At 69.0% G+C, this 13,214-nt stretch carries 13 protein-coding genes; 8 read left to right on the top strand and 5 right to left on the bottom strand.

Going from position 1 to position 13,214, the window contains the following annotated elements; genetic code table 11:
• Positions 1-7: 7 nt before the first annotated feature.
• Together AB0M56_RS02310 and AB0M56_RS02305 are read right to left on the bottom strand one after the other, a co-directional pair.
• Entirely contained in the window at positions 8-439 is a 432-nt protein-coding gene (locus tag AB0M56_RS02310) for a hypothetical protein (protein ID WP_364170087.1), read from the bottom strand.
• Entirely contained in the window at positions 364-1,326 is a 963-nt protein-coding gene (locus AB0M56_RS02305) for an MFS transporter (RefSeq protein WP_364170084.1), read from the bottom strand. The genes AB0M56_RS02310 and AB0M56_RS02305 overlap by 76 nt, the downstream gene beginning before the upstream one ends.
• A 360-nt stretch (positions 1,327-1,686) precedes the next feature.
• Here AB0M56_RS02305 and AB0M56_RS02300 point away from each other — a divergent pair, with 360 nt between their 5' ends.
• Positions 1,687-2,727: an alcohol dehydrogenase catalytic domain-containing protein gene (locus AB0M56_RS02300; protein ID WP_364170081.1), complete on the top strand. Its 1,041-nt coding sequence runs from the start codon at positions 1,687-1,689 to the stop codon at positions 2,725-2,727.
• Between the two features lie 152 nt (positions 2,728-2,879).
• Positions 2,880-4,025: a tRNA dihydrouridine synthase DusB gene (gene dusB / locus AB0M56_RS02295; RefSeq protein WP_364170079.1), complete on the top strand. Its 1,146-nt coding sequence runs from the start codon at positions 2,880-2,882 to the stop codon at positions 4,023-4,025.
• A 118-nt stretch (positions 4,026-4,143) separates the two neighbouring features.
• Here dusB and AB0M56_RS02290 read toward each other — a convergent pair whose 3' ends face one another.
• On the bottom strand, positions 4,144-6,063 hold the full coding sequence (locus tag AB0M56_RS02290) for an FAD-dependent monooxygenase (RefSeq protein WP_364170076.1): 1,920 nt from the start codon (positions 6,061-6,063) through the stop codon (positions 4,144-4,146).
• A gap of 63 nt (positions 6,064-6,126) precedes the next feature.
• Between AB0M56_RS02290 and AB0M56_RS02285 the strand changes: the two genes are divergently transcribed.
• Complete coding sequence (locus AB0M56_RS02285) at positions 6,127-6,729, top strand: TetR/AcrR family transcriptional regulator C-terminal domain-containing protein (RefSeq protein ID WP_364170073.1); 603 nt, start codon at positions 6,127-6,129, stop codon at positions 6,727-6,729.
• A gap of 60 nt (positions 6,730-6,789) precedes the next feature.
• Positions 6,790-7,596, top strand: a complete 807-nt coding sequence (locus AB0M56_RS02280; RefSeq protein WP_364170070.1) for an SAM-dependent methyltransferase — start codon at positions 6,790-6,792, stop codon at positions 7,594-7,596.
• Here the strand turns inward: AB0M56_RS02280 and AB0M56_RS02275 are convergent.
• Positions 7,560-8,204, bottom strand: a complete 645-nt coding sequence (locus AB0M56_RS02275) for a hypothetical protein (protein ID WP_364170067.1) — start codon at positions 8,202-8,204, stop codon at positions 7,560-7,562. The two genes, AB0M56_RS02280 and AB0M56_RS02275, sit on opposite strands and share 37 nt — an antisense overlap.
• A 247-nt stretch (positions 8,205-8,451) precedes the next feature.
• Positions 8,452-8,874, bottom strand: coding sequence for an Hsp20/alpha crystallin family protein (locus tag AB0M56_RS02270; RefSeq protein ID WP_364170065.1), 423 nt, complete (start codon positions 8,872-8,874; stop codon positions 8,452-8,454).
• A 155-nt stretch (positions 8,875-9,029) separates the two neighbouring features.
• Here AB0M56_RS02270 and AB0M56_RS02265 point away from each other — a divergent pair, with 155 nt between their 5' ends.
• Genes AB0M56_RS02265 through AB0M56_RS02250 form a run of 4 tightly spaced genes read left to right on the top strand, consistent with a single transcriptional unit; the run spans position 9,030 to position 13,112 of the window.
• A complete protein-coding gene (locus AB0M56_RS02265; RefSeq protein WP_364170062.1) occupies positions 9,030-9,722 on the top strand; it encodes a GntR family transcriptional regulator in 693 nt (230 codons plus the stop codon).
• Positions 9,719-10,708 (top strand): ADP-ribosylglycohydrolase family protein, encoded by a 990-nt coding sequence (locus AB0M56_RS02260; RefSeq protein ID WP_364170060.1) that lies wholly within the window; start codon positions 9,719-9,721, stop codon positions 10,706-10,708. The genes AB0M56_RS02265 and AB0M56_RS02260 overlap by 4 nt, the downstream gene beginning before the upstream one ends.
• Positions 10,705-11,628: a PfkB family carbohydrate kinase gene (locus AB0M56_RS02255; protein WP_364170057.1), complete on the top strand. Its 924-nt coding sequence runs from the start codon at positions 10,705-10,707 to the stop codon at positions 11,626-11,628. Before AB0M56_RS02260 ends, AB0M56_RS02255 begins: the two co-directional genes overlap by 4 nt.
• Positions 11,629-11,651: 23 nt before the next feature.
• Entirely contained in the window at positions 11,652-13,112 is a 1,461-nt protein-coding gene (locus tag AB0M56_RS02250; RefSeq protein ID WP_364170054.1) for a cytosine permease, read from the top strand.
• Positions 13,113-13,214 lie beyond the last annotated feature (102 nt).

Genomic DNA, 13,214 nt, shown 5'->3' with positions numbered 1-13,214 from the left:
CGGGCCGTCAGCGTCGGCTCGAGGTCACCGCCACGGCCTGGTGCACTCGTACCTCTTTGGACAGAAGGACCGGAATGATGGCCACGGCGAACAGGATCGCACCGACGATCCAGATCGTGTCGAGCTGGCCTCGGCCCGACACCGAAGTGTCGATCCACTTCCCGCTCTGGTCGGTGATCACCCAGCCGACCGCGACCTGCATGGCCGCCGACGCGCCGTTGAGCGTGCCGGTGACCTCCGGCCGTGCGATGCCGGACCAGTAGCTGTTGACCGTTCCCCAGAACATCGGATCGCAGAGGAAGGCGAAGGCCCCGATGAAGAATCCCCACAGGACCCACGTCGAGTCGTGCAGCAGCACACCCATCAGGAACCCGACCGCGCCACAGGCCGGGCCGAGCACCAGCCACGGCCGCGTGCGGCCGCCGAAGAACCGGGACACCAGTGTTCCATTGATGAGTCCGAAGAGGACCGGGACGATCGCGATGAGCGGGCTGACCCAAGCCACCGTGTGGGGTTGACCTTGTCGAGGGTGATCAGGCCGTAGGGCAGCCACGGTCCCGAAAGCCACGTCGGGGTCGTCGCCAGCGCGGTCGCGATGATCATCGTGAGGATGCTGCGGTTCTTGAGCGCTCCCAGCAGTTCGCGGAAGCTCAGCTTCTCGCGGACCTCGACCCCGCGGTGTTCGGCGTGGATGCTCGCGATCTCTTCAGGCGTGATCCCGCGCAGCTTCTCGGGTTTGTTGGCGGTGAACAGAACCAGCATCACCAGCGCCGGCACACCCAGCGCCGCCACCACGATGAACGCGTCCCGCCAGGACAGGTGATTCGCCAGCGGCAGCGCGATCGCCGGCGCGAGCACACCGGCGATGAGGGTCGAGCTCATCCACGTCGACGTCGCCCTGGCGCCGAGCGCGCCAGGGAACCACACGGAAAGGAGCCGCTGTGAAGGGGCCCAGGAGAATCCGAAGAAGACGCCGAAGATCAGGTTCCGCCACCACATCTCGTTGTAGGTGTGGACGAACGCCATCGTCGCCGAGAGCACCGTGACGCCGGAGATGCAGATGATGAGCATCTGCTTGGCGCCGAGGCGGTCGGCGAGGATGCCGGCGAGCAGGAGCAGGGGGAAGTACCCCAGCAGGTAGCTCGCCGTGACGCTCGAGATCTGACTCGGCGAGAGGTGCAGGTCGGTGGACCAGAACGGGTTGAGCAGGCTGAACTTCGCGCTGTCCAGCCAGACCACGAAGTTGACGATCAGGATGCTCGCGAGCATGAGCCCGCGTTTGCCCGTGAAGAGCTTGGGGCGGGTTACCGGTGCGGGGAACGACATGACAGACCCTCCGGACACAGGGGTGCGGATGCAGGTGGTGGATAGGGAGGCGGAACAGGTGCCTCAGCCGAAGTACTCCCGACCGACTAGTCGGTTCGAGACAGCTTGCGCCCGGGTCCAGAGTGTGTCAAGCGCCACTTCGGAGCTTCTCGATTCAGGATAAAGTTCTTGTGCAGCAACGCGTTTCTTGATCTTTCGGAATTCACCCGTGCGGCGCAACGCGTGGTTATCGTTGGTCGATGTCCAGGATCTGGTGCGGTGCCTGGGTTCTCGCCCCGACCACAAAGGACCTTCTTTTGCGTTGGGCCGGGGCGGTTTCCGATACCGGTTTTCCGAGGTAAATCCACTTAGGAGGCTGTTGTGCGCGTGGTCACTTGGCAGGCGGTTGAAACCCTGTCCCTCGACGAGGTCGACGCACCGGTGTGCGGACCGTCCGATGTGGTCTTGTCCGTGGGGGCGTGCGGGATCTGCGGTTCGGATGTGCACTCCTACACCGAGGGCATGTGGATCGCGCCCGGAGTGCCGCTCGGGCACGAGTACGCGGGGACGGTGACCGCGGTGGGGTCCGCCGTGGCCGGCTTGCGCGTCGGCGACCGGGTCGCGGTGAATCCGGCGGCACCGTGCGGATCTTGTCCGCGGTGTTCGGAAGGTCGGCAGAACCTGTGTTCCCGAGGGTCCGGTCATTCCGGTGGGTTCGGAGACCAGGTGCTGGTGCGGAACGCCGTGGTGGGGCAGCACTTGTTCGTGCTGCCTGGCGACTTTCCGTTGGAGGAGGCTTCTTTTCTGGAGCCGCTTTCGGTCGCCGTGCGGGCCGTGCACCACGCCGCGCCGCCGTTGGACGAGCCGATCGTGGTGTTCGGCCTGGGAACAATCGGACAATGCGTGGTGCAAGTCCTCCTCGCGGCAGGAGCCCGTGATGTGATCGTGGTGGATACTTCACATCGGCGCCTCGCGGCCGCCGTTTCCGCCGGGGCGCACGAGGCGTTGAACCCCTCGTCTGACGATGTGGGCGCCTCCCTGTTCGCCTCGCGCGGCACGACTTCGTCGCCCTACCAACCGCGTTCGGGTGCGATCGGGGCGGTGTTCGAATGCTCCGGTGCTGCTCCCGTGTTGCCGCTGGCGTTCTCCCTGGCCCGCGCCGGCGCACCGATCGCCGCGATCGCGCTCGCGGGTCACCCGTTGAGCATCCCGGTCGACGACCTGGTGCAGAAGGAGCTCCGCCTGCTCGGCAGCTTCGCCTACACCCCGCGCGACTGCCAGGAGGCGTTCGACCTGCTCGTGTCGCGACGGGTGGACGTCCGGCCGCTCATCTCGCACCGCTTCGCGCTGGCGGACATCACGGCGGCGTTCGAGGCGCAGCGGGATACAGGGGCGTCGATCAAGGTGGTGGTGTCACCGTGACGTCTGGTCAGCAAGGTCGACTTCATTTCAGCGATGGCGAGCGAGCTCATCGAGATCTTGGATGAGCTTCGCAGCGACGAATACGACCTTCACCTGGCCATGCAGCTGTCTTGACGTGCCCCTCCTCGACGTGATCGACACCACAAGCGACAATGGAGGACGTGACCGCCACCTTGAGCAAGCCCGCCCTGCAGATCGGCCCCTACCAGGTCGACCCGCCGGTCGTGTTGGCGCCGATGGCGGGGATCACGAACGTCGCGTTCCGGCAGTTGTGCGCGGAGTACGGGGCGGGCATCTACGTGTGCGAGATGATCACCGCGCGGGCCGTCGTGGAGCGGCACCCCGGGACGATGCACATGATGACCTTCGGCGAGCACGAGAAGCCCAGGTCGATGCAGCTTTACGGCGTGGATCCGAAGACGATGCGCGAGGCCGTGAAGATCATCACCGGCGAGGGGCTCGCGGACCACATCGACTCGAACTTCGGGTGTCCCGTCGCGAAGGTGACTCGCAAGGGCGGCGGGGCGGCCCTGCCGTTCAAGCGGAAGCTGTTCGCGGACATCGTGCGCGAATCGGCCGCGGCGGCGGCCGAGGCCGGGGTGCCGTTCACGGTCAAGTTCCGTGTGGGCATCGACGACGACCACCGCACGTTCCTCGACGCCGGGCGTATCGCCGAGGCCGAGGGCGCGGCGGCGGTCAGCCTGCACGCGCGCACGGCCGCGCAGCGCTACTCCGGCCAGGCCGACTGGTCGAAGATCGCCGAGCTCAAGCAGGCCGTGACCAGCATTCCCGTGCTGGGCAACGGTGACATCTTCTCCGCCGCCGACGCGCTGCGCATGGTCGACGAGACCGGCTGCGACGGTGTGGTCGTCGGGCGCGGGTGCCTCGGGCGGCCGTGGCTGTTCGGGGAGCTGGAGGCGGCGTTCGCGGGGCGCGAGATCCCGGCCGGGCCCAACCTGGGCGAGGTCGCGCGGGTGTTGCGCCGGCACGCGGAGCTGCTGGTGGCGCACGACGGGGCGACCAAGGCGTTGCGTGATCTGCGCAAGCACATGGCGTGGTATTTCATGGGCTTCCCCGTGGGGTCCGAGCTGCGGCGCGGGTTCGCGATGGTGTCGAGCCTCGACGAGCTCGACGACCTCATCGCCCGGCTCGACTTCGACGCGCCGTTCCCGGAGAACGCCGATGGTCCCCGGGGGCGCCAGGGCTCGCCGGGCAAGGTGACGCTGCCGCACGGTTGGCTGAACGACCCGGATGACGACTGTGTGCCTGAGGCTGAGGACATGCATTCGGGCGGGTGAGCCTGGTTGTGGTTTTGGATTTCGGCTTCACCAACCGATGTTGGTCGCTGGCGGAATTCGAACACGGTGTGTCGCACAATTCGCGGGCGGCGAGAATATTCGCACTTCACTGAGCTGATCATGATGCTGGAAACCACGTGTCGAGTGCGAGTTGCAACGACTCGCTGTCCCCTTCTGCCCAGGCGATGACGCCGTCGGGGCGGAGGAGGCGCGGGCCGATGTTGGTCACTGGGAGGATTTCAACACGGTTTGTCGCATAATTCGCGAAAGGTTGTGTCTCGGGTGTGAGCAGGAGCAGACCACGGCCGGAGCGCAGGTGTTCGTGCAGTCTGGAGTGGACGCCGTGGTCGTCGATGAGGTCCAAGTCGGGCGAGTGGAGGCCGACGGGTTCGGTGCCGGGGTACGGCAGCTCGTACCGATGGTCCACACCGGACAGTAGAGCGCTGAAATACCGGTTCACCGCGGGGATTTCCATGAGTTCGCTGACGATGTCGCGCAGCGCGTCGACGTGGGGGCCGGGGGCCAAGAGGGCCGACTGCGCGCGGGTGTTGTGCAGGACGGCCGCCGCGGCGGGGTGGCGTTCGCGGGTGTAGGTGTCCAGGAGTGACTCGGGCGCGGCGCCGCGGGAGACGGCGGCGAGTTTCCAGCCCAGGTTCATCGCGTCGAGCAGGCCGAGGTTCAGGCCTTGGCCGCCGCTGGGCGAGTGGACGTGGGCGGCGTCGCCGGCCAGCAGGACTCGGCCGTGGCGGTAGGTGTCGGCTTGGCGGGCCTGGTCGGTGAAGTCGCGGGGTTCGCGGAAATCGTCGATGGTGACGTCGGCGCCGGTGACCCGATGGATGGCAGCGGCCAGCTCAGCGGCGGTGACCGGGCCACGGTTGTCGGCCCGGGTGCCCGGGATGGCCGGGCGGTCTTCGCCGGCTGAATTGGCCGAGGTCACCGGCGCGGCGTCACTCGGCACGGTCGCTGGTGTGAACCGAGTGCTTCCGGCCAGGACGACCGGAGCGCCCGGGCGACCATCGTCGTGCGACTTGCCTGAGATGGCTAGGCCCCCGTCGGCAGCAAGGGTGGACGGGCGGCCATCGCCAACCGTGGCGACTGGTGCAGCGGCGCTGGCCGGAGCCGCGGAGGGGCAGTCACCGGTCGAGGTGGCGGAGGTGATCAGACCGGCACCGGCAGCCAGGGTGGCGGACGGGTGAGTGTCGCCGACCGGAACCGCTGGGGCAACGGCGCTGGTCGGCGTTAACGAGGGGCCGCCGCCGGTCGAAACCGCGGAGGTGACCAGACCACCGCCCGCAGCCGGCGTGGTGGACGGCCGGCCATCGCTGGCCGGGGTGACCGGGGTGGTGGTGCCGGACGGCGCGGCTGACGCGACCGTGGCCGAGCCGGCGAGTTCCGTGACGCCGGCGAGGGAGCCGCCGTGGAGGAACGTGCCGGTGGGGTAGCGGCCGGAGGCTGGGGCGGGGCCGCTGAAGGTGACGGCGCCGGCGATGGTGCGGAGGAGGGGTGGCGTGCCGGGGAAGGCGAAGGGTGTGAGTTTTCGGACGCGGCTGTGTGCGCCGTCGCACCCGATTAGGTAACGGGCGCACAGGCGATGTTCGCCGGTGGACGTGTGAGTGAGGACGGTGACGCTGTCGGTACCGGATTCCAGGGCGACGACGTCGTGGCCGCGGAGGATCCGGGCGCCGAGGGACTCGGCGTGGGTGGTGAGGAGGCGTTCCAGGTCGGGCTGCCAGATGCGGGTGCCGTGGCGGTGGGGGTCTGGCGCGAGTTTGTGGATGTTCGCGAAGTGGCCCAGCTCGGTGCCGTGGTCGCGGGTGAAGTCGCGGGCGCCGTCGGGGTCCGCGGCGGACAGGTGGGGGCCGAGGCCGCGGCGCCGGAGGGCTTCGGTGGCCAGGGGGCCGATGCCGCGGGCCTTGCGATCACGCGAGGGTTCGGTGAGGCGTTCCAGCACCACGGCGTTGCCGCCGCCCAGCTGGACCTCGGCGGCGAGGAGGAGGCCGACGGGGCCGGCTCCGACGATGATGACGTCTGCGTCCACGAGAAATCTCCTTAACTTGTTAAGTGCTACTCTGCACCTGAACTAGTTAAGGAGTCAAGGAGCATGCCGATCGACGTGCCGGACGCGGTGCGCACCGCGTTGGCCCAGCTAGAGCAGGACGGGCTCGACAAGCTCACCGTCCGGCGGCTCGCCGGCGAGCTCGGCGTCAAGGCGCCGGCGCTGTACTGGCACTTCAGCAGCAAACGCGCGCTGCTCGACCACATGACCGATGCGATCGTCGAGCCGGTCCTCGGCCGGCTGCCGGAAAAGACCGTGCACTGGCTCGAGTGGCTGGAGGAAGCGGGTAAAGCGCTGCACACCGCGCTTCTCGGCCACCGCGACGGGCCCAGCATCGCGATCGGCGCCGACCTGAGTGTGGCCCGATCGCTGGGTGAGTTCGCGGAGCGCGCCGTCGAGATCTTGCACCGGGCGGGGTTCCCGCTCGCCGACGCGACGCGCGCGGCGGGGGTGTTCGTCCACTTCGTGCTCGGCCGCGCGGTCGAGGACCAGACCAGGCCCGACGAAACCGTGCAGATTCCGTTTCCCTTGATGGCGCAAGGCTTACGCGACCGCCAAGCTGCCGGGGCCACCCCAGCGGACGACTTCCGCTACGCGCTCGGCGTCGTCCTCGCCGGGCTGAACGCCACCCGCCCCGCGGCCCCCTGAGTCGCCCCGGCGACTGCGCTCGGTGCGACTCCCGACACGACCTACGGGAGCTCGAGCGCGATGTCGCCGAACGCCGCTGGTGCCGATGCGAACGCTTCCGTGGGCGTCGACCACAACCGGGCCTCCGTGGCACGCGTGTACAACTACCCGCTGGGCGGCAGCGACAACTACGAGATCGACCGCAAGACCGGCCGGCAGATGGCCGCCGCGCTGCCGGACGTGGTCGAGGTCGCCAAGGAGAACCGCGCGTTCATCCGCGCCATGCGGTTCATCGCCAAGCAGACCGACGTCACCCCGCGCTCGATCCTCGACAACGAGACCGTGCGCACCCATCTCGACTGGCACCAGCCGATCGCGCTCTCGCAGGTCGCGACGCTGCACCACCACAAGGGCGAGCGCAGCGCGCGGGCCGAGGTGATGCGCGAGTACATCGACGCCCTGCCGCGCGGGTCCTCCGTGATCATTTCCCACCCGCTCGACCCGGAGTCCGAGGACACCGCGGTGATGCGCGAACTCGAACAGGCCGTCGCGCGCGGCTCGCCGGGTGGCGCGACGTGGCGCACGCGCACCGAGATCGAGGAGCTGTTCGACGGGCTGGAGATGGTTGAGCCCGGCATCACCGAACTCGTGCACCGGTGGTCGGACGGCCCGCAGCTCAAGCCCTCACGGTCGCCCACCGGATCATCGCCGGCGGAATCGGGCGCAAGCTCTGAGCTGCAGTTTCCCGTGTTCTCCACAAGCTGTCCCCAGGTTGTCCACAGGGGGTTGTGGATAAACAGCGAAAGGCCACCCCGGAGGTCGGAGTGGCCTTTTTCGCGAGCGGGGAAGGATCAGGCGGCCGCACCGATCAGCACCGACTGCACCTGACCGAAGCCGAGGGCGGCGAGGTCGGCGACGTCGTGGGTGACGACCAGCGACTTGCCCGTCAGGTTCGGGCCGGTGTAGAGCGTCAAGGTGCCGGAGACGAACTGGATCGAGCCGGTGGCCGGGATGTTGATGTTGACCTTGTCGCCGACATTGCCGTTGATGCCCTGCGAGCCCTGCGGCTCGGAGAAGTTCTTGCCCGAGTCGATGATCGCGCTGGCACCGGCGACGGGCGGCTTCGCAGGGGCGTTGTCACCGATGAAGATGGACTGGACGTGGGCGAAACCGGCGCCGAAGGTGGCCGGGATGTCGGCGACGCTGTCGGTGAGGACCGCGGCGTCGCCGGTCTTGCAGTCCGCGCCGGTCCACAGGGTCATCGTGCCGCCGAAGCTCTGCAGCGAGCCGGTGGCGGGGATGTTGACGGTGACGCACTCGCCGCCATTGCCGCCGATGCCCTGGGAGCCCTGCGGTTCCGAGAAGTTGATGCCCGAGTCGAGGATGCCGCTCGCCCCGGAGGCGGCGGGTGAAGCGGAGGCGATGCCGGCACCGCCGAGCACCGCGCCGGCGACGGCACCGAAGGCGGCCAGGGAGAGAACAGTCTTGCGCAGCATGGGATTCTCCAGAACCTTGTCGGGTTTCCCGGCTCCGCACCTCGGTGCCGGACACCCGCAGACACGGGTCCCATCCGGTGAACGGTTCACGATCTTGATGTGACGGCCGCCACACCGCACCGTGAAGGCAAGACAGGGCAACGTACTTGCCCGGAAGAATCCCCAGCAGAACGATCCACTGTGGACAGACATGGTTCGGCCCCGTCGTCCCGAGAGGAACGACGGGGCCGAGAAATGCGCCTGGTACTCAGTTCTCGAGCTGCTGCGGCTCGCCACCGACAGTGATCTTGCGCGGCTGGGCCTTCTCGGCCACCGGGATGCGCAGGGTCAGCACACCGTCGACGTACTCCGCGGCGACACGGTCGGTGTCGAGGGTGTCACCGAGGACGAGGCGGCGCGAAACCTTGCCGCGCGAACGCTCGGAGACCTGCACGCGGGCGTCCTCACCGAAGGCGGCAGCGCGCTCGGCCTTCACGGTCAGCACGTTGCGCTCCACGCTCACGTCGATCGACTCGCGAGCCACGCCCGGGAGGTCGAACTGCACGACGTACTCGTCTCCGTCGCGGTAGGCGTCCATCGGCATCGTGCGCGGTGAGCTGGTGGGCTGGCCGGCGAAGAACTGCTGGGTCAGGCGGTCGAACTGGGCGAACGGGTCGGTCCGGATCAACATCTGCGTTCCTCCTTCAGGTGGCCTCGATCAGCTCCTGGACGGCTGACCGGACCTTACGAAGTTGACAACGGACAACTCAACTTAGTTGTTCCCGATAGACGCACATCACAGCCGAGAGTTGCCAGACGGACACGACCAGGTGTACAGGTGTGAACATGTACACGGGTGGAAAGAAGCAGAAGCTCGTCGGTGAGCTCGCCGAGCTCATCCACTCGGGCCGGCTCGCCCATGGTGACCAGTTGCCGGGTGAGCACCAGCTCGCCGAGCGGTACCAGGTCAGCCGTGGGACTGTGCGCAACGCGCTGGTGGAATTGCAACATCAAGCGCTCATTTCCACCCACGCCGGCGTCGGGTCGTTCGTGACGTTCGACGGGGTCACGCTCGACCAGCGCGTCGGCTGGGCCCGCGCGCTCGCCGACTCCGGCGCGCCCGTGACCACCGAACTGCTCGGCATCACGGAGGTCCAGGACGCCGAGCTCACCCGCCGGTTCACCACGCCGAAGTTCGTGCGCGTGAAACGGCTGCGCCGCGACGAGACCGGCCGTGGCGTCTCGCTCGAAGAAGCCACTCTCCCACCCGTCGGGTCGCTGGCCGAGCTGCGCCTGGTCGACAGCTCCATCACGGCGACCCTGCGCGAAGCCGGCGTGGAGCCCGTCGGGGGCGACCAGTGGATCACCGCACAGCCGCTCGACGCCACTTCTGCCGCGCTGCTCGGCCGCCCCGCCGGCGAGCTGTTCCTCAAGGCCACGCGCACGTCGCTCGACGCGGATTCCCGGCTCGTCGAGCACGTCGTGAGCCTGCTCGATCCCACGCGCTTCAGCTTCCACCTCTCCTTCGGCCGACGATGAGCCCCCGAGACCGCGCGCTCGCCGCGTTGACCGGACTGGCCGTGGGTGACGCGCTCGGCATGCCGACGCAGTCGATGTGCCGCGCCGAGATCCGCGCCGCGTACGGGAAGATCGACGGCTTCCGCGACGCGATCGCCGGGCAGCCCATCGCACCCGGCCTGCCCGCGGGCACGATCACCGACGACACCGAGCAGGCCCTGCTGCTCGCACGCCTGCTCGTGGCCGGCGGCGGCCACGTCGAGCCGCGCGTGTTCGCCGACGCGTTGCTGGCCTGGGAAGCCGACATGATCCGCCGCGGTTCAGCCGATCTACTCGGGCCGTCGACGAAAAAAGCGTTGTCACTGCTGGAAAACGGCGTCCCGCCGGAAGAGGCCGGCCGCGGCGGCACGACCAACGGCGCCGCCATGCGCGTGACCCCGGTCGGCATCGCCACACCGGTTGACGACCTGGCGACGCTCGTCGACGCCGTGGCCGAGACCGCGCGCGTCACGCACAACACCTCGCTCGGCCTCGCGGCCGCGGCCGCTGTCGCCGCAGCGGTGTCGGCGGGTGTGGACGGCGCGAACCGCATGGACGCCTTCGACCTGGCCGAACGTGCGGCCGCCCTCGGCGCGACGCGAGGCCACTGGAGCGCGGGCGGCAGCGTCGCCGCGCGCATCCACTGGGCGCGAGACTGGGTGCGGGGCCTGCGGCGCACCGAGCTGGACGACGCCGTGGCCGACGTGATCGGCACTTCCGTGGCCGCGCAGGAGTCGGTGGTCGCCGCGTTCGCGCTGGCCGAGGTGCTCGACCCGGCCGACGCGCTGACGACGGCCGCGAGGCTGGGCGGCGACACCGACACCGTCGCCGCGATCTGCGGGGCGCTGCTCGGCGCGTGCGGCGAAGAGGTCCCCGCCGAGCTGGCCGAAACCGTGGTCAGGGTGAACGGTCTCGACCTCGGTCCGCTCGTCGACGGCCTCGTCACCGTGCGCAGGACCATCTCGTGAGCCGGTTGATCCACACAGGACAAGTCGTGGTCGACCTCGTCCTCACCGTGCCGCGGCTGCCGGCACCGGGCGGCGACGTGTTGGCGACGTCCACGAACCTGCTGCCCGGCGGCGGGTTCAACGTGATGGCCGCGGCCGCGCGCTCGGGCGCAGAGGTCGCCTACGCCGGCACGCACGGCACCGGCAGCTTCGGCGACCTCGTACGCGCCGCGCTGGAGACCGAAGGCATCACGGTCGCGCAGGAGCCCACGGTCAGCGGCGACACCGGCGTCGTCGTGGCGCTCGTGGATCCCTCGGGCGAGCGGACGTTCGCCACCGGCACCGGCGCCGAAGGCCGGCTGCGCGCCGACCAACTCGCGCGCGTCGCCGCCGCGCCCGACGACCTCGTGTACGTCACCGGCTACAGCCTCCTGCACGCCGCCAACCGCGAAGCCCTGCTGCGCTGGCTGCCGGACCTGCCGGGTTCGCGGGTGCTGTTCGACCCCGGCCCGCTGGTGTCCCAACTGGACCCGCGCACCCTCGGCACCCTGTTGTCCACGGTGGACATCATCAGCTGCAACGCCCGCGAGGCCGAGTCGCTCGACGTCACCGCGCTCGCCGAGAGCACGACCGTGATCGTCCGCGACGGCCCCGCCGGCTGCACGATCCACCACGGCGGCGAGGTCACCCGGGTCGACGGCTTCCCCGTCACCGCGGTCGACACGAACGGCGCCGGTGACACCCACTGCGGCGTCCTGGCCGCCGAGCTCCTGCGCGGCGCCGACCTGCCGAACGCAGCTCGCCGCGCCAACGCCGCGGCCGCGATGTCCGTAACCCGACACGGACCCGCCACCGCGCCAACATGTGCGGAACTGAAGGAGTTCTGGCGGAATATTGACGGCGACACGGGCGACTTCTACCGTCGCATCGATCAAATATGAACAGGTTCAGATAGGCGGGCACCATGGCCAGGACCGAACAACGGGCACCGGAAACAAGCAGCCGGCTCAAGGTCGAGACACACGGCATCAATGTGATCGGCGACGCCGAGCGCCGGGGCCGGCCAAGGGATCTGTTCTGGCCGTGGTTCGGCGCCAACGTGTCGATCCTGGGGCTCAGCTACGGCTCGTTCGCGCTCGGGTTCGGGATCTCGTTCTGGCAGGCCACGATCGCCGGTGTGATCGGGATCGTGTTCTCGTTCCTGCTCTGCGGCTTCATCGCGGTGGCGGGCAAACGCGGCTCCGCGCCGACGATGACGCTCTCGCGCGCGGCGTTCGGCGTGCGCGGCAACCACCTGCCGTCGGCGATCTCGTGGATCCTCACCGTCGGCTGGGAGACGGTGTTGACCGCGCTCGCCACGATGGCCACCGCGACGGTGTTCGAGCGGCTCGGCTGGGGCGGTGGCACGACGACGAAGGTGATCGCGCTGGTCGTGGTCGCCGGGCTCACCGTGCTCAGCGGCGTGATGGGCTTCGACCTGATCATGCGGCTGCAGACGATCATCACGTGGATCACCGGCGTGCTCACCGTGGTCTACGTGATCCTGGTGGCCGGCCACGTGCACTGGTCGGCGGTGAGCGCGGTGCCCGCGGGCTCGGCGCAGGAGTTCATCGGCGCGCTCGTGTTCCTGATGACGGGCTTCGGGCTCGGCTGGGTGAACGCGGCGGCCGACTACTCGCGCTACCTGCCGCGCTCGTCGTCCGGACGCGGTGTGATCGGCTGGACGACGTTCGGCGCGTCGGTGGGGCCGCTCGTACTGCTGGTGTTCGGGCTGCTGCTGGCGGGTTCGTCGCCGGAGCTGAACTCGAGCATCGCGGCGGACCCGATCGGCGCGCTGACCACGATCCTGCCGCTGTGGTTCCTGGTGCCGTTCGCGATCGTCGCCGTGCTCGGCCTGGTGGGCGGCGCCGTGCTGGACATCTACTCCTCAGGGCTGTCGCTGCTGTCCGCGGGCCTGCGGATCCCGCGCTACGTCGCGGCGCTGATCGACGGCGTGATCATGATCGCCGGCACCGTCTACATCGTCTTCTTCGGCGGCACTTTCCTCGGCCAGTTCCAGGGTTTCCTCACCACGCTCGGCGTGCCCGTGGCTGCGTGGTGCGGCGTGATGCTCGCCGACGTGCTGCTGCGCCGCCGCGACTACGCCGAAGCCGACCTCTACGACCGCCGCGGCCGTTACGGCGACGTGCGCTTCGGGCCCATCGCCCTGATCATCGTCGCAACGGCCGTCGGCTGGGGCCTGGTCACCAACGCGTCGGCGAGCTGGCTGCACTGGCAGGGTTACCTGCTGGCGCCGTTCGGTCTCGGCGGTCGCGAGGGCTCGTGGGCGTTTGCGAACCTCGGCGTACTGGTGGCGCTGGGGCTCGGTTTCGTGGTGACGGTGTTGTCTGCCTCGGCTTCGCCGAGGCGGCGAGATCGCCTTTGAGCGATCTCGCGCTGTGGTCGGGTTTTACCCCCGCCGGGGTGAAGTATTACGAAGTGTGGCCGGTCGCCCTGCGAGCACCGGATTCCTGTGCCTACGTGTTGG

This window comes from Amycolatopsis sp. NPDC051372, from assembly GCF_040682095.1.
Classification (GTDB): Bacteria; Actinomycetota; Actinomycetes; order Mycobacteriales; family Pseudonocardiaceae; genus Amycolatopsis.
This window is presented reverse-complemented; position numbering and strand designations above follow the sequence as displayed.